This is a genomic window from Vibrio sp. 970 (assembly GCF_033339075.1).
In genome coordinates, this window is the sequence record NZ_JAWOTW010000003.1 from 269,176 (window position 1) to 290,062 (window position 20,887).

General features: G+C 41.6%; 16 protein-coding genes. All 16 read right to left on the reverse strand.

All coding sequences use genetic code 11. The features are described 5' to 3' along the window. Nucleotides 1-104 precede the first annotated feature (104 nt). The 16 genes from tssH to tagH are packed head-to-tail and all read right to left on the reverse strand — an operon-like array spanning nucleotide 105 to nucleotide 20,780. Nucleotides 105-2,672, reverse strand: coding sequence for a type VI secretion system ATPase TssH (gene tssH / locus R7Q11_RS06140; RefSeq protein WP_025767715.1), 2,568 nt, complete (start codon nucleotides 2,670-2,672; stop codon nucleotides 105-107). Between the two features lie 10 nt (nucleotides 2,673-2,682). Next, a complete protein-coding gene (gene tssG / locus R7Q11_RS06145) occupies nucleotides 2,683-3,648 on the reverse strand; it encodes a type VI secretion system baseplate subunit TssG (protein ID WP_025767714.1) in 966 nt (321 codons plus the stop codon). Next, nucleotides 3,645-5,468 carry a type VI secretion system baseplate subunit TssF gene (gene tssF, locus R7Q11_RS06150; protein WP_225466283.1) on the reverse strand — a complete coding sequence of 608 codons (1,824 nt, stop codon included), beginning with the start codon at nucleotides 5,466-5,468 and terminating at the stop codon, nucleotides 3,645-3,647. The genes tssG and tssF overlap by 4 nt, the downstream gene beginning before the upstream one ends. Then, on the reverse strand, nucleotides 5,465-5,929 hold the full coding sequence (gene tssE, locus R7Q11_RS06155) for a type VI secretion system baseplate subunit TssE (protein ID WP_017635621.1): 465 nt from the start codon (nucleotides 5,927-5,929) through the stop codon (nucleotides 5,465-5,467). The genes tssF and tssE overlap by 4 nt, the downstream gene beginning before the upstream one ends. A 7-nt stretch (nucleotides 5,930-5,936) precedes the next feature. Then, on the reverse strand, nucleotides 5,937-6,731 hold the full coding sequence (locus tag R7Q11_RS06160; protein WP_005375952.1) for a type VI secretion system accessory protein TagJ: 795 nt from the start codon (nucleotides 6,729-6,731) through the stop codon (nucleotides 5,937-5,939). A gap of 10 nt (nucleotides 6,732-6,741) precedes the next feature. Continuing rightward, a complete protein-coding gene (tssC, locus tag R7Q11_RS06165) occupies nucleotides 6,742-8,253 on the reverse strand; it encodes a type VI secretion system contractile sheath large subunit (protein WP_104980726.1) in 1,512 nt (503 codons plus the stop codon). 52 nt (nucleotides 8,254-8,305) lie between these two features. Further along, nucleotides 8,306-9,799, reverse strand: coding sequence for a type VI secretion system contractile sheath large subunit (tssC, locus tag R7Q11_RS06170; RefSeq protein ID WP_104980728.1), 1,494 nt, complete (start codon nucleotides 9,797-9,799; stop codon nucleotides 8,306-8,308). Continuing rightward, nucleotides 9,799-10,329: a type VI secretion system contractile sheath small subunit gene (tssB, locus tag R7Q11_RS06175; RefSeq protein ID WP_005375949.1), complete on the reverse strand. Its 531-nt coding sequence runs from the start codon at nucleotides 10,327-10,329 to the stop codon at nucleotides 9,799-9,801. The genes tssC (R7Q11_RS06170) and tssB overlap by 1 nt, the downstream gene beginning before the upstream one ends. A gap of 15 nt (nucleotides 10,330-10,344) precedes the next feature. Further along, a complete protein-coding gene (gene tssA, locus R7Q11_RS06180) occupies nucleotides 10,345-11,460 on the reverse strand; it encodes a type VI secretion system protein TssA (RefSeq protein ID WP_054701384.1) in 1,116 nt (371 codons plus the stop codon). Continuing rightward, complete coding sequence (locus R7Q11_RS06185; RefSeq protein ID WP_005375947.1) at nucleotides 11,453-12,247, reverse strand: PP2C family protein-serine/threonine phosphatase; 795 nt, start codon at nucleotides 12,245-12,247, stop codon at nucleotides 11,453-11,455. Before R7Q11_RS06185 ends, tssA begins: the two co-directional genes overlap by 8 nt. A gap of 9 nt (nucleotides 12,248-12,256) precedes the next feature. Then, nucleotides 12,257-12,952 (reverse strand): type VI secretion system-associated protein TagF, encoded by a 696-nt coding sequence (gene tagF, locus R7Q11_RS06190; RefSeq protein ID WP_005387528.1) that lies wholly within the window; start codon nucleotides 12,950-12,952, stop codon nucleotides 12,257-12,259. Continuing rightward, nucleotides 12,934-16,452, reverse strand: a complete 3,519-nt coding sequence (gene tssM / locus R7Q11_RS06195; RefSeq protein ID WP_225466284.1) for a type VI secretion system membrane subunit TssM — start codon at nucleotides 16,450-16,452, stop codon at nucleotides 12,934-12,936. Before tssM ends, tagF begins: the two co-directional genes overlap by 19 nt. A 16-nt stretch (nucleotides 16,453-16,468) precedes the next feature. After that, nucleotides 16,469-17,761: a type VI secretion system protein TssL, long form gene (gene tssL, locus R7Q11_RS06200; RefSeq protein WP_005375939.1), complete on the reverse strand. Its 1,293-nt coding sequence runs from the start codon at nucleotides 17,759-17,761 to the stop codon at nucleotides 16,469-16,471. An 11-nt stretch (nucleotides 17,762-17,772) separates the two neighbouring features. Then, nucleotides 17,773-19,098 carry a type VI secretion system baseplate subunit TssK gene (tssK, locus tag R7Q11_RS06205; protein ID WP_080276943.1) on the reverse strand — a complete coding sequence of 442 codons (1,326 nt, stop codon included), beginning with the start codon at nucleotides 19,096-19,098 and terminating at the stop codon, nucleotides 17,773-17,775. A gap of 21 nt (nucleotides 19,099-19,119) precedes the next feature. Next, the gene (gene tssJ / locus R7Q11_RS06210) at nucleotides 19,120-19,575 is read right to left on the reverse strand and encodes a type VI secretion system lipoprotein TssJ (protein ID WP_005375933.1); all 456 of its coding nucleotides are present in this window, start codon (nucleotides 19,573-19,575) and stop codon (nucleotides 19,120-19,122) included. Nucleotides 19,576-19,586: 11 nt separating this feature from the next. Then, nucleotides 19,587-20,780 carry a type VI secretion system-associated FHA domain protein TagH gene (gene tagH, locus R7Q11_RS06215; RefSeq protein ID WP_225466285.1) on the reverse strand — a complete coding sequence of 398 codons (1,194 nt, stop codon included), beginning with the start codon at nucleotides 20,778-20,780 and terminating at the stop codon, nucleotides 19,587-19,589. Nucleotides 20,781-20,887 lie beyond the last annotated feature (107 nt).

Below are 20,887 nucleotides of genomic sequence, written 5' to 3' on the forward strand. Positions count from 1 at the left end.
ACGCCCTGTTATATCTTTAAATAAGATTTAATTTAAGCGTTTTTTATAAAAAATAATAGTTAATATGAACCAACTCCCAATTATTATTGAGAGTGTAAAGGATGTTAAACTATTGAGACATCAAGTCCACTAGTTGTACCTTTAACAATAATTTCATCAAACGTCTTATCATTAAGAATTGCATGCAATATTTCATGAGAAATCTTCGGAAGCAATGTATTTTCTATGGTTGTTTGTACCACACGCGCACCACTCCCAGACTCATTGCTATTGTCTACAATATCATTAATTAGTTCCTCATCAAAAAACAGATCAGCGTTATAGTGCTTACGAATACGAGTCGTAATTTTATCCAACTTTAGTTTTGTTATTTCTATCAATACTTTTCTTGATAGAGGCAAATAAGGTAATACATTCACACGCCCTAAAAATGCTGGTTTAAAGTCAACCAACAAATCATCGCGTAAAGCATCTTTTAGTGCTGACGGCTCAGGCGCTAAATCAGGATCAGAATACAAAGACATCGTCGTTTCGGTCCCTGTGTTCGCGGTCATAATAATAATAGTGTTTTTAAAGTCTATATCTCGACCTTCACCGTCTTTAATTGAGCCTTTATCAAATACCTGATAAAAAATATCTTGAACACCAGGGTGCGCTTTTTCCATTTCATCGAGGAGAATTACACTATAAGGTTTACGTCTAACAGCTTCAGTCAGTACACCTCCTTCTCCATAACCGACATAACCAGGAGGAGAACCTAATAGCAATGAGACTTTATGCTCTTCCTTAAATTCCGACATATTGATAGTCGTGACATTTTCTTCACTACCATACACTTTCTCTGCAATCGCCAAAGCCGATTCGGTTTTACCCACTCCGCTTGGTCCGGTTAGGAGAAATACACCATTTGGTCGTGTCTCATCCGTGAGCTGCGCACTCGCAGTTTTTATCACTTCAGACATGAGCTCTAAAGCGTGATCCTGCCCGACAACTCGCTTGCACAAACTTTCTTTCAAACCCAATACTGCTTGGATTTCATCATCCTGAAGTTTACCCAGCGGTATACCGGTCCAATCCGAAATAACTTCTGCGATTAGCGCTTCATTTACATGCGAAAAAACTAAGGGCTGTGAGTTAGCGGAGAGGTTATTTTCAAGCTCTTGTAACTTGTCTCTCGCAGTCTCAGAACCCTCCTGGATTATTTGGGTTCTAAGTGACTTAGCTTCACTTACCCATTCTTTTTCTTTTTCCCAAAGTACTTCTAATTCAATAATGTCATTAGATAGCGCATCAATCTCTTTTCGGACACTTTGCAGCTGCACATCAAGAGATGCTCCTAGCCGATTCTCTTGGCTAAGATGCTCATACTCAGCTTGCTTTGCTTTAAGTTTATTTCTTTTCGCATCTAGACCTCCCGGTGTAGATGACTGACTTAACGCAACTCGAGAGCAGGCCGTATCCAAAACAGAAACCGCTTTATCTGGCAGTTGACGACCATTAATGTATCGAGCTGAGAGTTGGACCGCTGCATTGAGAGCTTGGTTAGTGATATGAACATCGTGGTGTTGTGCCATTACATCAAGTAAGCCTCGTAACATTTCGATCGCGAGTTCAGGGGCAGGCTCATCAACCTTTACGACTTGAAAACGCCTAGTTAAAGCTGCGTCTTTTTCAAAATACTTTTTATACTCTGCCCACGTTGTTGCTGCGATCGTTCTGAGTTCACCTCTCGCTAATGCTGGCTTCAGAATATTCGCCGCATCACCTTGGCCCGCTTGCCCACCACCGCCAATTAGGCCATGAGCTTCATCAATGAACAATATAATAGGCTGTGGAGCGTCGTTTACTTCCTTAACAAGGTTCTTAAGCCTGTTTTCAAACTCACCTTTCATGCCTGCGCCGGCTTGCAGTAACGCCAAATCCAGAGACTTAATTGCCACATTTTGCAAAGCGGGAGGTACATCGCCATCAATGATCTTTTGCGCCAAACCTTCAACAACGGCTGTTTTTCCAACACCAGCTTCTCCCGTAAGAATCGGGTTGTTTTGTCGGCGTCTTAATAAAATATCGATCATTAGGCGAATTTCATTATCTCTACCAATCACCGGATCTATTTTACCTTCCCTAGCTTGCTCAGTAAGGTCTGTTGTAAATTGATTCAAGGCGGAATTCGCGTTTGACTGCGCTAAGTCATTCGATCTTGATTGAGGCGCATTACTTTCTTTAAAGTTCAATAAGCGAGATGGTTCTATCTTGTTTAGTTCAGGACTAATCGAACCAGCCATGTTGACTAACGTATCATCAGACAAGTAGGCAAATAAAAGATGGATGCACCCCAACTGTTCTTGATTGAATTCAATGGTTGCAGATAACAAGGCATTTTGCATAACAGTCACCGTATGAGCTGATAGCCCAGGCACCGACTGGCATCCTGTTTTGTATTTTTCTAATGCCTTTTGAATATCGGTTTCAACCTTGATTTTATCGACATCAAATTCGTCAAAAACTTCAGAGTAAATATCGTCAGGATGGCGGATAATCATCATTAACCAGTGAGACATTTCAATACTGTGATGAGTTCGGGAGCTTGCCATAGCAGCTGCCTGTTCAAGCGTTTCCTTAGCCTGAGGAGACAATCTTTCGACCAACGCTGAAAGTGAGAGTGAAGCCATTACATTTCCTTTAAATAGTAATTGTTATAGTTCGATCTTTTGTACGTTCGTGTTTTTTAAGCACAGAACCAATACCTAACTGCCCCTGCTGTTTCGATAAACAAGCTTGTGGTAGCAAACTATGTTTGGTGGTGAGCTGCCACTTCAGTTGTTTATGTTTTCCAATCAACTCATAAGCAGCGTTCTTAATGATTTCTATATTGGGTTGGTTAGGAAGCAATTTACTAACTAGCTGTTTATCTTTTGGCAGAAATTCTATTGTTGTCCCCGCGTTGATATTCCATGCTTTCGGACCCAAAGAAGCTCCTAAACCAAGTTGAGCAAACTGCCCTTCAGGCATAGTTCGGGATGCAAGGCGTGTTTGCTCTTCTTTCGTAAGGTGTAACCATTGTCCTTGAAATTCATGAACTTTTACTTGGCATCCAGATAAACATTCAAGAATACTTTTTAGTCCACCTTTACTTCTCATTGGTGAAGCAAACACACCACCATAGTGCAGGGACAGTGAACTCCCTTCCCCAGTTAATGCCGATTTACAGCTTTCTAACGGCGAACGCGCGCCCTGCGCATGCGCACGAGATTGAACTGTCAGCTGACTCAGTTGCCAACATCGATAATAAAGAGATAATAAGCGATGATTGAAAATATCGTAGAAGTCCACCATAGCCGTATCGCCTTCTTTTTGGCGATGTAAAGCTAATTCACTATAGTGCTGGGGAAGCACACCTTGCTCACCCGTTAGGCCTATTAAATTGGTCTCAATCTCTAACTTGCTGTCATCTATATTTTTCAGTTCACAAAGCTGAGCATTTTCAAAACCTAATGATGGATTAACCTTTAAGTTTAGCTTTTCATGCTTCGGTAACGCATCTGTTCCTATTTGCGCCTCTGCTTGCAGAACTTCGTGTTCAATAAGATGAATCGCTTCAAACAATGGATGTTGCTTTAATTCTCGATAAAATTGTTCCGCGCTCATAGCAACACCTTATCGCCAGTTAATGCGGGCCATAGGTGGAAAAACTTTCCCGTGGACTTAAGTCTTATTTCTAACTGCGTAAAAATGTTAATTTCAGCATATTGCGAGAAGTAAACAGATAAAACACTACCTAAGAGAAAGATCTGCTCTTTAGGTAAAATTTGATCAGAAACCGTCAAAATAACTTTTATACCGTGCGCAAATCCAACTTTGCCTTTCTGACTAATTCTTCCTGTAGTAGGCTCAAACTCTAACTTAGTTAAAGCATCGATTACCGCTTTCGTTTCTGCTGTCCCAGAAAATGCATAGAGATTAAGGGTCTGCTTCAAAGTTGCTAAACCATCTTCCTCGGTAAAATGGTTTAAAGTTAAAAGCTTAGTTAACTGCCATCGTGTGCTTTCATCCATTTCTGGCCGAATAGTTTCTGATAAAGAAACTAAACAACGAACAGATTCGAAATTGTCATTTACCTCCGGTAAAGATACTTGCGGCAGCCCACCTCCAAATGGAAGTTTCTGCGCTAAGTTGCGGTTACAGCACTCAGCTTCCACGTACATTAACCAGTTTTCCCGGCTATCCGGGCTGAACAATTGATGTTTTTTATCAACAAAAGAAATGTAAGTTTCTCTACCTGGCTCATCATACCCACCAGCCCAGTTCTTATCCTCACGTCTCATCAACCAATAAATCTCACTAGTGTTCGTATAATGCGTGTGCTCACCAGCGTGATAACATGGCAAATTGTGGTACGTTTTGTTCCAGTTTCTCAACGTTACGTCAGAAATTGAGACAACCTCATTACTTTCAGCTTCTTGGTATTGTGGAGACAAGTGGTAATCGTATTCAGTTGGTAGAATACGCTTAGGCTCCATAATACTTTTAAATAAGTTGATCACAGGCACACAGCCTACCATTAAGGTTTCTTCGTCCACTTGCTTTGGAAGCCAGTCATCGTTGGTATCAAAGTAAAAATACAGTTCGACTTGCTCTCTAAGATCTAGCTCTGATAATCCAAGTTCGGTGATATCAAAGAACATAAACTTCTCAGGAAAGTGTAAATACTCAACAAGTAATCTTGCTCCTGAAAAGCTTCTTTTACTGTATGGCACAACTTTCTCATCTTCTGAAAATCCCACTTCAGAAAGATGTCTTTTGGTTAAAGGACGAACTTCTTTGCCATCCACAACAACAGATAAACCAATTAGGTTTTGAAACAGCATTTGGTAGAGCTTAAAAGTCAATTGAGATTGACCGTTTAAATAGAAGCGCAGCCGTTCTACCCCCATTTCACCAAGAGGAGTCTCTTCATCTTGAGCCGTGAGCTGTACTTTCAAAACTGAATGAGCATTGCTTTCCCATCGTGAGCCAACTGGCTTGAAAGGCGCATTTTTAAAAACGCCAGAGGTCACATCAACAGGATACATTCTGACCGGATAACAAGTTCTAAACTCGCACTCATGATATCCAGGAGCACCGATAACAACTCGCTCGCCTTCTTCTACATCAAAATAAGAGGAAGTGGAGTTAGAACAGCTCATTTTAATGACTGACATTGACGGGATTGGGGCGTGAAAATCAGGATATAACTGTCCCATCAAAGACTCTGTAAATTGAGGGTAACTATTGTCTAAGCTTTGTCTAATCCTTGCTGTTAGAAATGCGCAGCCTTCTAACAATCTTTCTACGTGCGGATCGTCAACCTGTTCCTCACTAATACGAAGTCTCGCAGCAATCTTAGGATACTGCTCCCCAAATTCTTGCCCTTTGTGACGCAAATAAGCTAACTCGCGATTATAGTACTTGAGAAACTCTTCACTCATTTTGCTCTACTCAGTTTCATACCTAAATTTACCGGCTCTACTTCAGAATTGAATCGCACTTCATGAATACTGTTATCAATTAAGCAAGTGGCATTTATCTGTAACCTCAATACCCTATCAATAGCGTTTTTCTCGTCTGAAATCTGGACATGAGGGTTCCTTAACCTCGGCTCAAACTCTTTAATTGCATCATGAACGATGTCGCAAAGCTGATTCTGCCCTTCTTGGCTGCTATAGGGCATTGAGGAAAAATCTGGCAGCCCATAATTCAATATTGAATAACGAACCTCTAAAAGATCATCAGGAATGTTTTTCCATCCAATACGACTATTCAGCATCGACTCTAGATCTCTAAGTAAGCTGCTCAACATCTGTTGCTGGCTTGCAGGGAAGTCTTTCTCATCTCGAGTGAGAGGATCACTATCTATCAATTTGTCGAGCAGAGAAACGGTTAAAGACATGATATTTCTACGCTATTTGTTTCTGTTCTAATAATGTAGTCAAATCACAGATTGGAAGCGCTGAATCACCGACTAACCAACATTTTTGACCCAAGCCAACAAAAGATTCTTGCTCACCAATCTGCTTCCAATCCGTTTCTCGACCTAACTTTTGCGCATCGGTCTCTGAGTCAACATATGTCAACGGCATATGGCCTTCGCCTTCACCAAGTCCATCGATATCAAACTCGACAGGTCGCCAAATACTCTCTAACAATGAAGTAGGTGCTTTAACTTCTAGCGTATGGATGCTCGATATGGGTACAAGAAAATAGTTACCTGCTGTAGAAAACAGTTCAATGTAACCACCTAAACGATCATCAATATCTCTAGCATCTTCGTAGTTTGTGCCGTTTACGTTAAACCCTTTAATAGTACGATGCTCTTCAATGCGATGCGATAGACGTGACGCTTCTTCGTACTCTTGATTTCCGAGAGCAAGATTAAATCGAACAAGCTCTTTAGTTAATTCCTCATCACCTATTACTTTGGCACTAGCCGCACCATTGATAAAATCCTTTCTAGCTTGAGCTGCTTTCACTAAATGTCGTAGCTGACTTGCACCAGGCAGATACTCAGGAAACAATTTAATCGATTGCATGAGCTGAGCGTCCGCACGCTCGAAGTCCCCATCAATGCAAAGAAGCTCAATGAAGGAACTTCTCAAGCTCGCATCTTTAGGTGTTGCTTTAATTTCATCAGTTAATTGCTCTAGAGCGTGTTGCAATAGGCCTTGGGACAAAGCATTTTTCCATTGAGTCATTGTTATTTCCTTACACCATGTGCTCTGGTGATAATTCGGTAATTAATTTAATGCTAGATACCATTTGATCGAGTTGAAAATGCGGTCGCAAATGGATAACTGAGTAATAATGTCCAGGAGTTTCTCTTTTCTCTCGAACTGTAATTTTCGCTTCATTTAGGGGATATTTAGCTCGAAGCTCATCAGACGCTTCATCTGATGCGGTAGTGTACTGATGTAACCAGCGTTGAAAGTCACGCTCTAGGCTTTCTGCATCTTGATACCCACCAATTTTGTCACGCCCCATAACCTTGAGATAATGTGCGACTCGCGATACACACAATGTGTATTGCAACATCGATGTCAGTTTTGCATTCGTTGAAATATGCTTTTCTGCGTATTGTTTGGGCTTGTAGAGAGATACATTCGAGGTCATCCCTACCATATCAGTCTCAGGTATTGGAGAAATAGAAATAAAACCGCACTCAGACAATTCTTGTTCTTTTCTCTCAGAGATTTTCAAGTTTAACGGACATCTTTCACGATCATTCTTGCCGTTAACACGCATCTTGCTCCTTGTAGGAGCGACGATAATGCCCTGACTGTAATCGCCTTGTTTAATCCCTCGCATATGCGTGAACCAACCATGTTCCTGAAATGCTCTAATTGATACGGCAGCAAAACAGTACGCACTACTCCCCCATAGCAAATCTCGGTTGGAGTCGTAGATGTGTTCTTGAAAATTGAATTTATCATTCCGCGAGCCATCACTTTTGTATGGCTGACGGAACAAGACGTTAGGTGCAGTCAAACCAATAAATTTAGCGTCATCGTTATCTCTCAAACTACGCCACTTTGCATAATCTTCCTGTTCAAATTGGGCTGCTATATCTCTTATCGCAGAGAGTTGAGCGAAACTATCAACACCAAACATCTCTGGCGATGCAGACATGATAAATGGGCTGAATGCTGCAGCTGCAGACTGAGAGATCTTACTCAACACAGACAGATCTCTATCAAAATAATTTTTACTAGGATCACAGCGAAGCTGATAATCTCCAACCACCACACCAAAGGGTTCTCCCCCTGCCATGCCATATTCATTTTGATAGAGCAACTTAAATAGTGCTGATTGGTCAAACTCGATGGCTTTGAAAGCATCTTTACTGATTTCATTCCATGTCGCCGTTAAAACCTTAACTTTTACAGAGTCCGATGAACGAGAATCAACCTGTTCACATAAATACCTAACTCCAACCCACCCCCTTTCGAGCTGTTGAAACTCAGGATGATGTAATATTTCATTTAGTTGAGATTCTAATAGCTCATCAATGCGGTTAATTGTGTTCATCACACTATGACGAAAGCTGTCCAAATCTCTTGAACGTGTACCTTCTAGCCAAATTCGCGCTGACGCTACAAGATCAGAAGATTCATTGAATCGAGTCAACCACGGGCTATCAAGTTCAGCATAGCCTCCGGTACTGAACTCATGTTTTAGCTTGCTAGGGTCGCGAAAGTTAAGTGACACTGCTAATTCCATCTAGAACATAAAGATTGGTCATGGCTGGCCTTTCGACCAGCCAATTCATTTCTTATCCACCTGACTGAGGGATCTTTGCCACAAGTCGCAAAGATGTGGTCAGTTCTTCCATTTGTAACCAAGGCTTCAGCCATGCTACGGCATTGTAAGAACCAGGTGCGCCAGGAATTTCCTTAACCTGAACACGAGCGTCTGCTAGAGGGTATTTCGCTCTGATCTCTTGACCACCGCCTTCAGAAGCATTGACGTAACCTAGGATCCAGCGGTTCAGCCAAGACTCAACGTCTTCTGCTTCCATAAAGCTACCAATTTTATCTCGGGCCATTACTTTCAAATAATGCGCAAAACGAGATGTTGCCATCATATAAGGTAGGCGGGCAGAAATGGCCGCATTGGCCGTTGCTTCAGGGGATTCATGGTTCGCTGGTTTTTGACAGGTTTGCGCACCAAAGAACACTGCATAGTTGGTGTTTTTGTAGTGACAAAGCGGTAAGAAACCAAGCTTACCAAGCTCCGCCTCACGTCTGTCGGTAATACCAATCTCTGTTGGGCACTTCATATCAGGGTCGCCATCATCACTCATGAAGAAATGCGTTGGCAAGTTATCCACTCGACCGCCGCCTTCTGCACCACGGATGGCAGTACAAAATCCATATTTTGAAAATGCGTCGGTTAACTTAACACCAAGAACATACGAAGAGTTCATCCAACAGTAGTCGTTATGTTCAGCGTTAACAGCAATACCTGAAACAGGATCTACTTCGAACTCTTCAAACCCAAACTCTTCGACTGGAGCGGTAGCTTGTCCGTATGGCAAACGAGCAAGGACTTTTGGCATCGTCAGACTAACGAAGCGCGAATCGGCACTCTCGCGGAACGAACGCCATTGGGCGTATTCTAGTGATTCAAATACCTTATCTAGGTCGCGTGGTTTTGACAACTCAGTCCACTCATCAAAGCCGAATAGTGCTGGTGAAGCTGCGGACAAGAATGGAGAGAAGCCAGAAGCCGCTACATTTGACATTAGGCGTAACGACTCAATATCTTCTGGGTGGTTGGTAAACTCATAGTCTCCAATCAATGCACCATACGGTTCACCACCAGCACTACCAAACTCAGACTCGTAAACCTTTTTAAAGATCTGGCTTTGATCAAACTCAACAGCTTTGCTCAAGTCTTTATGTAGCTCTTTCTTGGTCATGCTCATCATGCGAACTTTCAGAGTAGAGCTGGTCTCTGAATTCATCACTAGATAATTTAAGCCGCGCCAAGAACCTTCGAGTTTCTGTAATTCTGGGTGATGCATTACTTCAGACAACTGATCAGAAATCTGCCTATCGAGCAAATTAATCGCTTCACGAAAAGTTACTGTTAGGTTTTTGTTCCAAGTAACTGTCCCTTTCATTGCTTCTTCAGCGAGCGTTTTAATCAGCTCCTCAGCACGAGAAGCTTCGGTCTGCTTAGTCGCACCAATAGCTTGATCTAAGAATGAAATTGTCTGTTCATTAACAGTTGGATCTAACTGTTTTTCAGCTTCAGTCGTCATTATTCCGCTCCTTCAGTACTGTCTGACTTCGCTTTCTTGCCAAGATCTAACTCGCCTGCAAGTCTTGCCAGATTGTCTGTATTGTTCAAAACATCCTCTAGGATATTTTCAAGCTCTTCTGAGCGGTCAACTTTTGTCATCAAATCACGCAGTTTATTACGCGTTTCCATCAATTGGCGTAGTGGATCAACTTGATTTACGATCGCAGCAGGCTCAAAGTCTTGCATTGATTTAAAGTTTAAATCGACCTCAAACTGTGAATCGTCATTCGCAAGCTTATTCGCAACTTTAAACTTCACCGATGGATTCATTTTTTTGAGTACATCGTCAAAGTTATCTCGATCGATCTGAATAAAACGGCGGTCTTTTAATGGCTTCAACGCTTCTGTGTTTTGACCAGCGAAGTCACCCATTACACCTACAACAAAAGGCAGTTCTTTCTTAAGAGTCGTACCTTCAGTTTCAACATCATAGGTAATGTGGACACGAGGCTTCCGTACTCGTGATAGTTTCGAGTGGATACTCGTCATACCATTCTCCCTTTATTAATTTTCATTTTGTTCTGCTATGCCAACCAAACGGAAGTAGCTTTTCTTTGCATCCCCGTCGGAGATAAGTTCCGCCAGTAACTCCGGCAGAGGCATCCCACACCAACGAATAATCTGTTCGATGGAGTAAGAAACTGGTGAGTGAGGTTCACTCTCTCGGAAGAAATCAGCTACTTGCTGCAATTGTCTAATTGCCTGCTCTCGTGATTTCATGTTTGTCGCTAATAATGCATCACAACTTTGTGAACTTAACGGTTGTTCAGAAGAAGATTCATCAAGATCCTCTAGCTCTTCAAACACGGCTTGTGGTTGATTGAAACGATCTCCTAGAAGGTGCTTTAATGCCGAGTGTATTGATTCAAGTCTTTTTGATATATAAGAGCTAGGAGTCACATCACCGGCCGCTTCGTCTAATCGCTGACTGAATTCATTAAATGATTCTGTAGCGAACTCCAAATCCGTGATTAATTCTTGATAAAACGTATCAGAAGTCGACTTAACCGTAGTTATAATTTCAGATAACTCAACAGCCCCAAGCTCGACTCGATTTCGGCGCTTATCTTCGTCTAAGCGCTCAAGCTCTATAGCTTGCTGATATTCCCAATAGGCATAAGCTTGCTCCACGCCTAAGTCAGTCAATGGTATACAAGCAATTGGAAAAATAAGTGTTCCTTCACTATCGATACCATTGAGGCCAATAATCGCCGATATTCTTGTCTCAATACCATCTTCATCAGGCATTGGGTACAGATCATCCCAAAAGTTCTCAATTAAACTGGTTGCGAGTTTGTAGCCAACGCCCATACCACGAAAACCATACAATCGAGTTAGGGCTTCTATAAGCCAGGCAACAAATTCCAAATCTTTAGACTGATTCGTGAGTATTTCTGGGACATCTTCAATAAATACTCGCCATAAATTACTGTGGGTATAGATACTTTCTTCTTCTATAAGAGCATTACGTTCAGCGTTGCGGGCGGCCATACGCTGATCTTTCAACCGATAGTAAGCAGACTGTGGTGATACATCCTCTCTAGGATCAACACCTGTAGGATTTTCTTGAGATATAGGAGCCAACGCTTGTTCATACCAATCAAACATTTCATTACTCATAAGCTCTCCCTCTTAGAAAGACAGGTATTGTCGCGTCTTCTCTAGTTACTGTTTCGCACTCCGTTTGCGCTTGGCGAACTTTGATCAAAGCACAAGTTACGTTATCACTTGCGCCCCGAACCAAAGCCGAATGCATGAGCGCTAATCCAGCTTGGTTGACTGAGTCTGCATACAATGTCCGATGAATTTCATCACTCGTAAGTTCCTTAGAGAGTCCATCGCTACAGAGTAGAAACTGATCGCCGTCAGCCAACTGCCCTGAAACTTGATCAATAGTGACACTTTCGTCGACCCCAACAGCTCTGGTAATAACATTTGCAAGAGGGTGAGATTCGGCATCTTCAAATGCCAATAAGCCCTGATCCACTAAGTCCATGACTTGACTATGATCACGTGTTTTTTGGACAAAATTACCACTTCTAAGCTGGTAAATTCGGCTATCCCCCACCCAAAGGCAGTGGTAATACCCATCCTGAATAAACAACAAAACAAGTGTTGTTCCCATCGTTTTACCGTCTAAGTGATTTTGTGCGTATTGGTAAATTTCTAAGTTCGCTTCTTGAACCACTCTTCGGATATCATCGATATTAGTATTGGAGACATCCTGCATGTGGCGCGCGACTCTATCCACTAGCATCTGGCTTGCTATATCGCCAGCACTGTGTCCACCCATTCCATCGGCAACCACCCAAATATGCTGCTCTGTCATATCCAACAGAGCATCCTCGTTATAAGGGCGTACTTTTCCTGCGTGCGATTTAGCAAAGGTAAAATAGTTCCAATTCATTCTTCTATCCTACCAATTCCACTTTTTCCAGCCGCCATCAAGCATGGCTGAAAACTGACCAATTGAAGGAAATCCACTAGTAATGAACATGCATGGTTCAACCTTCGTTGAACCTTCAGTCCACCAAAAACATGGTTTACTCAATTTTTCTTTAATGAGGTAATTCAAAAGCGTATTTTGATCAGTATTGCCGTGATCATGAAAAACTGTAGATATTTGGCTTTGATAAAGAAACTCTAGAGGCCTCACTTCACTTGTTACATTCGCAACGAGGTCATTTTTTTCTTGAGTACTCTTATGCCAAACATCAAAGACAAAGTCGTCCTCAAGTACTGAAAGAGCAAGAGCGGCACTGTCCTCTGTCCAAGCTCTGTCACCCCAATATTGCGCAGCTTCACCTTTTACGGCACGAGCTATAGTAAAGAAAAAGTATCTACCGCATGCATCAACACTAGGAATCATGCTACCAATGTAGGTTGAGTCTTCTAAATAGCTAATATCCAAAGCAAAGTGCCACACAGGAGCCGTTAAAAAGTGCTCATTCCAGCTTTCACCCAGTTGTTCCCTGCTGACTGCAATAACCGCCTGTTGCCAATCATGCCAACGCTCCGAGAAATCTTGTGATAAACCATCTTTCACAAAGTCCCCTTTTGCGGGCATTTTACCGATATAGCCCCAGCCTGATGTTATAAGGTTCGTGGACATCTGAACCTCTCCATTTCATTTGACCAAAAAGGATTAATGGCACTAGAAGGAATAAGCTCTAGCTGCACCTTATTTCCCTTTAAATCAATCATAACTATATTGTCTTTACGCGATTCTGGCCTTGCTTTAAGTGATTGATCCAAAAGCTTGAATATGCCCCACTCACCTTCATAGGTATGCGCAATTTCGCGTTTAGATTCAGGTGGTGTGAACACAATTCGAGTCTGATCTTGACCGGCAGGCCAACTCAACGATTTAGCTCTTGCTGGTCCATGCTTATAAACCAAATCTTGTCCACCCAACTCTAAGACAAATCGAGTAATGTGCTGGTCTAGATAAACAGGCTTCATCCCAAACTCTACGCGTAAGGAATTATCAGATTCAAAGAAAGACTGCCTGATACGTTGCGCTCTTTGAAAGACCATTAGTGTTTCTGGGCGAACTCCAATTTCCTTTTCTAATCGCCAACGACTTTTCGAAGTATCCACAAACGGTTCGAGGTATTCTTGGAAGAATGCGTCAAGCGTACCTCCATAACCAAAGAATCGCTTAAAGTCTTTCAATCTAACTTCTCTGCTCGCGTTGGGCTCGAATGGATATCTGCCAGCAATAGTCCGCTGATAAGGGCGGACCACTTGTGTTACCCAAAGTTGATTTAGATGATCCTTCGAACCGCTCTCCGCAAACTTAACCGACTCTTGAGAAAGCTCACCTAGCCATTGATTAAATGGTCTCGGCAAAAGTTCTTTAGCACGAGCAAAGGAAGCTGCGACATCTTGTGTAACGGTTCCATCTAAAATACTTTTGTAGGCAATTTTCTGATTGTTACCAGAGCTTGATAAGTCACTTAAATACGAACGCAAGTTAACCATTGCTTGTTGAATATCATCAAAGTCTTGCTCACCAAGGCGTAAGATCTCTGAAAAATGCGATTCGACTTCTTTACCTGGCAGAGCAACATTGAAACCGTTTTCTTCAGGTAAATACATGTCTAGTCTATCTGCCGTATTTGAAAACTTAACTTTGGCAACATTACCAGCAACTTCAGAAGCGGCTTTTTGATTTTCTGACAATGATACTTTTGATAGAGCAACCTCTTTTTGGATTGCTCTCAACAAAGATTCGATTGGTCTTTCAACTCCAGATAAAACCCTCGCTTGCTCTGTCGCAAGTTCTAGGCTCGGAGCCTGCTTCAATTGAATATCTTCGATCAACGTTTTCCATTCATTAACATAATCTTGATAGTATCGAGACTGAACGCCTTGGATGGCACTATCTTGATCAATTTCATGAGCCTTAAGATCGTCACCATAAACCCAGTTCTCTTCCATTAAGCTTTTTACTGTACGGTTGATCTGAATCTGAAAAATGCTATGAAAACCATTGTACGTGTAGAAACCCGAAATGCCTTGTGATAGCGGTTTTCCACTAGCTCGCTCGAACTGCTCAAGCCCTTTAGGTCCCAATACATCAGTCAAGCGAAATGAAGGTACATGACTCTTAGAAAATTGTATTTTCATTCGCTGATAAGCACGTTCAGGTAGAGACATTTGAGTCAACACTTCTCGAGCACTCGTCACGGCAGCAGTGTTGTAAGTAAAGCCTTGTCCATCGTTGCCTAATAAATATTGAGTGTGCTGTAGCAAACGTCTTCTTAAGTCTGCGTTTAGCTCACCCGGATATTGACGTTCGAAATAAAAGTTAAACCAAGCCAACACTTCATCTTGTTGATATTTGTCTGGATTGAATAACATCAAATACGTTTTTAACGTTTCGTACAAATACTCACGATGCTGTTGATTGCTCTCCATTTCTGACACCAAGCTATCAAGAAGCAGAGGGGCGTAATATTGGGTCAAAGCATCAGAATATGCATTGTTTGCCGCCTGAGACACTTTGTCTCCTTGATAGAGACCAAACCTCTTTACAGAGTCGGCATCACCGTAGTCGCTTTGCTTTCCGAGAGGAAGCGTCATCAACCTATCTAATGTTTCTACAGCTGAAACAATATCCGCTTCAAAATCTAAACTTTGAGCGCCAATCATTGCATCAATATGGCTCGCTTGTTCATTGGTATCGACAATTAACTGTGAGTTCCACTTATAACTCATAAACCAAAGCGCAGAAGCTCCTAGCAGTAGCGTTGTACATCCAATGTAAACACCTCGACGCATCCAACCTGACTGCTTTTGATAGTGACGATTAACTGTTCCTAACAGTTGCTCTTTGAAAATAACCTTGTCAAAAAGATTCTTTACGAAATAACTATGAGAACCAGTCTGACTCTTTGCTAGAGCTAAACGATTTAACCCAAGTCCATTGGTTGATTCATTCATCAGCTTATCGACTGGTAAGCCTTCTTGAACCGAACTCAACATAAACACACCACGAATCAAGGCAGGCTCTTCAAAACTGTTTTGTGCAAAAATTTCAGCTAAAAACTCGTCAAGATTAGCTTGTAGCACTCTTAATTGCTTTGGAAATTCAAAGATAAGCGCGCGTTTATCTAAATCGTCCTCTGTTTCAAGTATTCTAAGCATACGGGCATCAAGGCGCTCCAACATGCCATGAAATTCTTTGTTGAATAGAGAAATAACGCCTCTTTCATCATCCACTTCACGAGGGAACATGAAACCAAATAATTCCTCTCGCTCTTCCTTACTTAAATCGGCAAAAAACTCATTGAAACCGGCAACTAAATCCATTTTGGTGAGCAATACGTAAATCGGAAACTGCATGCCTAACTGGTTTTTCAGTTCTTGAAGTCTCGACTTAATTGCTCGAGCATGAAGACTTCGCTCGGTTCGAGTCTGAGACATCACGCTGGCTAAACTTATCGTAACAATCGCACCATTAATTGGTCTTTGCGTTCTATACTTTTTCAACAATCCTAAGAAACCATGCCACGCTTTAGAGTCGACCTTTTCTTGACTGTCTTGTGTCGTATACCGGCCAGCCGTATCTATAAGAACTGCTTTATTTGCAAACCACCAATCACAGTGGCGAGTGCCACCTACACCGGCAATAGAGTCAGAGCCAAGGCTGTCTCCTAATGGAAACTCTAACCCCGACTGCTTTAATACGGTTGTTTTCCCCGTTCCAGGAGGGCCAATCAACACATACCACGGTAAGTCATACAAGCTTCTCTTGCCTTTGTGTGTTTTCGTCACTACTTTGACAGCTTGCTCAATACGCTCGCGCATTAAGTCAATTTCACTTGCCGCTTCTTTATCTGATAGGCTATCAACCTCAAGCAACGTTTGAATACTTTCGTCTTCTTTCACCTTTTGCTTATGCTGCTTGGTAACGTTAAATATCGCCCAAAGCAACACCAACACTAGAATAGTGACTAGCCGTTGAAAGTCACTCTTTAGGGGCTCATATCCCGCTATCGCAATAAGTGGACCAACAACCCAAATGAAAATAGAACAAGCAGCGACACCTATAAGACCGAGAAACCATCTTTGAGTAAATATTCTGCCAATTTCTTTAATACGCATCTCTATCTACCTATTATTAATTCGCGACAAGAAGGTCGATTTCAATCCGGCGGTTAATAGCTCGGTTTTCATCACTACTGTTTTCAACTAATGGTCTTGCATCCCCCAATCCCTCGGGTATCACTCGCCCTTCTAATGCACTATTCGAGATCAGTTGTTCAGACATAGCAGTGGCTCGAGCTAATGATAGGTGCCAGTTCGAGGGATATTTACTCGTGAAAATAGGCCTATCGTCGGTGTGACCAGTAACAATGATCTTGCCTTGGGTCGACTCCAATGTTCTCGCAAGCTTAGAAATAACGGGTTGGATGTAAGCGACAACATCAGCACTACCTGATTCAAATAGATCTTGAGACTTTAACGAAATTCTTACCCTGTCTTGCAGCGGCTCAACATTGATTAGCCCCTTACCGATCTCAGTTGCTAGATACATTGAAATCTTTTCTGCAATTGGCGCTGATTTTGATTCTGACGTTGCATCTTGGTTAAGTTGTTGCGGTTGAATCAAATTGACTAATTGAGAAAAGGTGCGATTGGATGCCTTATTTAGCTCATAACTAAAATACATATATATGCAGACCAATAGTGCCGCCGTTACAGAACATACAACCCAAAGAGGAGCTCTATCAGAAGCCTTTGAGCCATTCAAAATGTGTTGGTCGATACTATTGCTTAGTTCCTGAGGGACTCCTCTCCCATAAGTCTTAAGAGTAGCAATAACCTGTCTTCTCAATTTCCGGTGCGATTCCAGTCCATTTTTTTCTAAACGGTATTGACCCAGAAACCCGAGAGATAAGCACACATACATTAGTTCAAGCAAATCTAAGTTCACATCTGGTTTCGCCATGCACTTATCAAGATGCTTAAAGAACGCTTCCCCACCTTGACTGCTAGCATAGAAGGAGCTAAGTAATGAATCGTGACTCCAGAATGAATTCCCACCCCAATTGGTGTTAAGGACAACTTCATCTAGTGAACAGCATAAACAATAACGAGCTGTATCAATGGTATCCAAATCAACGTCATGCTGACGTAATCGGTTCTCATAATCTCTAAGCTTTTGTGCCAATGTCTCTTTTAGAAACAACGGATCGGAATGAGTCGCTGTCGAGCGAATTTGACCGATAATAGATAACAGGCCATTCGCCTCTGCTAGTAGAGAGTTATTCCCATAAGCGACCACTGAATCATTGTTCACCAATTCAGGACTTTTTGAGATAACTACGGTATTATCCACAGACTTTTCTGATTGTGGTTTCGATGCGGGTGCTCTTCCACCCGGTGTTGGTTTTACTATCGTTTGTTCCATACAGAGCGCGCCTATTGATTAATACTCCAAAGCTCAAGTTCAGCATTCGGAAAATGCCCTGATAGGTGAAGCGCAATACCGCCACTATCTTTTAGCCTCATCCAAAATGGCCCTTTCTTGACAACTTCGAAATAAACATAGCCCGTTTGGTAAGGAATCTGTCTCGGGACGACACTCAACGGCACTACGTTTATACCGTTGATCTGATTATTAATTAGATCGCGAATCTGTTCTGCCGGGCCAAACTTGAGTTGCGCTGGGACCAGGCGTCTTATTTCATCTGTTGTGGTGTCTGCTTTAATTGCTAGCACAAATTGGCATGACTCAAGCAAGCGTTTATCTGGAAGCGGCGTCACTTGAATACCGTATTGGCGAGGCTCCAACGGAAGTTTGGTCGCAGTTTGGTCAAGGACAACACTGAGGTACTGACTGAGTATCTGATTCAACTCGCTATAGACACTTGATACATCTAAGTGATCATACGCAAGCAAACTTGGGACTCTTTTAGTTTTATTAGAAAAAGTGGCTAACTCACCAATGTAACCTTTAAGTGTCGTCGCTAATTCCAGTGGATGTAACCTATCTAACTCACTGAAATGCTTTAACTTCGCCTCATATCGGTTCAGCATTTGGAGCATGATGAAATCAACAGCAGATGCCGATGCAGATTTACCCTTAATCAAGCGCTGTGCAATAACGTCAGCACGCATCTTTGTCATCGCGATAACGTTACGTAGATAAGCTGACATAACTTTGTCGCTAAGGAGGTTGATAAGCGGAGGAACGTACTCATCGTCTAGTATAACTTCCCCTTCAGGAGTTACCTCTTTGATCCTTAAGATAGGTAACTCCACATAACCCGCTAATTTGTCATTACTCGCTTTCAACTCTAGGTTAAGGGCTGCAACTTGGATGGTTTCTTCATCTTGTCCTGTAAGGTTATCTATCACGTCGATATCTTGAAGTACATAACGAGAGACGATCGATTCGCTTACATCCGAAACGTTTTTACCTGTAACACTTGAAAGAGGGAGAGTTATTTTTACTAACGTATTTTCAGTGTTTTTATCAATAAGTAGAGGCGAAACTGAATCGTTGGATATTAACGTATTAACCAACGTCATATCTGGCAAAACAGCTTCAAGATGCTCAAGTTCAATAAGACCATCTTTTAGCGCGTGTTTTTTTACTCGACATTTCCAAACTCCCCAATTGTAAGCCCCACCTAACTGATGTAAGCCCTTGAATTCTTGAGAGGTTGCGCGTTCTTGTTGTTGGAAGTGCTGGGGACGTAAAAACATTCCTTCGCACCAAGCCGTCTTGGAGTATTGCGTCATTTATAATTAGCCAACTAAACGTTATTTAACGACCAAAGACAGATCTTCTAACAATACTTGATATGTGTTGTAACCGGTCTTATCCACTTTAATGACTTGTCGCCAATTTGAGTTTTCAATATCTCGAAACGCTACGACAATGCCTAAATATTCTGTCTTTGGAGACATACTTGCTTGATATGTTTCTTTCTGACCTGGAGTTAATGAAACTTCATATTTATTCACTAAATCAGGTCCTAAGACTTTTTCACTTTCTTCATAAATAGAAAAAAAGTCCTGGCTTTCGAAAATGGTATTTGACGTTAATTCAAATACATACACCACTACAGGAGAAGGCCTGCCGTTTGAATCAGGATTAATGTTATGACTTGCTGCTATTTCTAAATCTGAGTATGGATCAACAACTAGGTTCGCTGCTGAACACCCAAATAAAGCTATTGAAATTAATAACAAAATATATTGGTAAAACTTTTTCATCACCCTAATTCCTAGCCTTTGTTTTTTAATGCTAATTCATAGTGCTTAGCGAAGTCTTCTAAATAGAACGGAGACTCTTTATTGATAATATCATCGGATAGCTTTTCATGAATATCCTCAAACCTCTTCCAACTTTGAGCATATTTCCTAGCTGGAATAACCTTATTAATAACCGTGTCTTTCGCTAAAGCATCTGAGTATATAGAAGTAGGTTCAACAAGTGACATAACACTCGAAACCGTACCTTCAACACCTTTCATTAAGGCTTGCTCATGACTTTCGATGTCATTAAATGCTTCTTTAATGGCTGCATTTGGCTTTAAGAAGCTAGCGGTTTGACGGTTATATAAGTTATGAATCGCATCTTCTAAGTTTGCAGAAAACTTTAAAGGGTTATTTTCTGACTTACGAAATGCGGTATGACTAAGTCGATTTGTTTGTTTAAACACTGCTCTGTTATGCAGTGTTTCCATTAAACCAACTAGCATCAAAGAAAATGACTCCCCCAGTTGTTCGAACCATTCCTCTCGGTTATCGCTGGGAATCATCATTGGATCTATACCCACCCCTCTAACAAAAGCCGCAAGTTCACCCCCATTGGTATCAAAGTTGGGAGTCGATAGGTGTTCTGATTGTCTGTTAACTTTCGGTAAAGTTTCAGATACGGTGCTCTGTTTTTCGGGCTTTGGGATATCAATAAAATCATCGACTAAACCAATATCTAGCTGAAAATCAGAAGGAACACTTTCGTTTAAGAGTTCACTAGCACTAAGGCCTAGGTCAACAAATTCTGCTTCCGATGGACTTGAGACTACTTCAGGGGGTGCGCTAGAAAGACTTTTACTTGTCTCAAGACTGACTACATCTGTATCTGTTTGAATAGAAACTGAAATTTGATAATCCCCTAAGCTAACCATATCGTCATCGCTTAGTGCTATTTCATTTCCTTGACCCACAGGAGTTACAGCATTATTTACAAAAGTACCATTAGTTGAGAGGTCTTTTATCAAGTATTTGTCACCAAACTTAATCAGTTCTCCGTGGGTTCCGGATACCACTCTTTCAGGATCTGGTAGTGTCCAATCACATTGTTCAGACCTACCAAATGTAACCTTGGCATGTTCATCACTTGATTCAAACACGAACTCACTCTTAATCTCTGGAGTAAATTTGTGAAAACTTGTTATGGTTAAAACCAACTTCATGTAAACCTCGCCAAAGACCTGCTAGATATTATTTTTAATTTTATTATTAACTACTTTCTTATTAACAGTAAGATTAATAAAAATCTTAATACTGCCATTGAAAATCA

Coding starts and splice junctions, on each gene's coding strand:
- tssH (WP_025767715.1), bottom strand. CDS start 2,672: ATGGCTTCACTCTCACTTTCAGCGTTGGTCGAAAGATTGTCTCCTCAG.
- tssG (WP_025767714.1), bottom strand. CDS start 3,648: ATGAGCGCGGAACAATTTTATCGAGAATTAAAGCAACATCCATTGTTT.
- tssF (WP_225466283.1), bottom strand. CDS start 5,468: ATGAGTGAAGAGTTTCTCAAGTACTATAATCGCGAGTTAGCTTATTTG.
- tssE (WP_017635621.1), bottom strand. CDS start 5,929: ATGTCTTTAACCGTTTCTCTGCTCGACAAATTGATAGATAGTGATCCT.
- R7Q11_RS06160 (WP_005375952.1), bottom strand. CDS start 6,731: ATGACTCAATGGAAAAATGCTTTGTCCCAAGGCCTATTGCAACACGCT.
- tssC (WP_104980726.1), bottom strand. CDS start 8,253: ATGGAATTAGCAGTGTCACTTAACTTTCGCGACCCTAGCAAGCTAAAA.
- tssC (WP_104980728.1), bottom strand. CDS start 9,799: ATGACGACTGAAGCTGAAAAACAGTTAGATCCAACTGTTAATGAACAG.
- tssB (WP_005375949.1), bottom strand. CDS start 10,329: ATGACGAGTATCCACTCGAAACTATCACGAGTACGGAAGCCTCGTGTC.
- tssA (WP_054701384.1), bottom strand. CDS start 11,460: ATGAGTAATGAAATGTTTGATTGGTATGAACAAGCGTTGGCTCCTATA.
- R7Q11_RS06185 (WP_005375947.1), bottom strand. CDS start 12,247: ATGAATTGGAACTATTTTACCTTTGCTAAATCGCACGCAGGAAAAGTA.
- tagF (WP_005387528.1), bottom strand. CDS start 12,952: ATGTCCACGAACCTTATAACATCAGGCTGGGGCTATATCGGTAAAATG.
- tssM (WP_225466284.1), bottom strand. CDS start 16,452: ATGCGTATTAAAGAAATTGGCAGAATATTTACTCAAAGATGGTTTCTC.
- tssL (WP_005375939.1), bottom strand. CDS start 17,761: ATGGAACAAACGATAGTAAAACCAACACCGGGTGGAAGAGCACCCGCA.
- tssK (WP_080276943.1), bottom strand. CDS start 19,098: ATGACGCAATACTCCAAGACGGCTTGGTGCGAAGGAATGTTTTTACGT.
- tssJ (WP_005375933.1), bottom strand. CDS start 19,575: ATGAAAAAGTTTTACCAATATATTTTGTTATTAATTTCAATAGCTTTA.
- tagH (WP_225466285.1), bottom strand. CDS start 20,780: ATGAAGTTGGTTTTAACCATAACAAGTTTTCACAAATTTACTCCAGAG.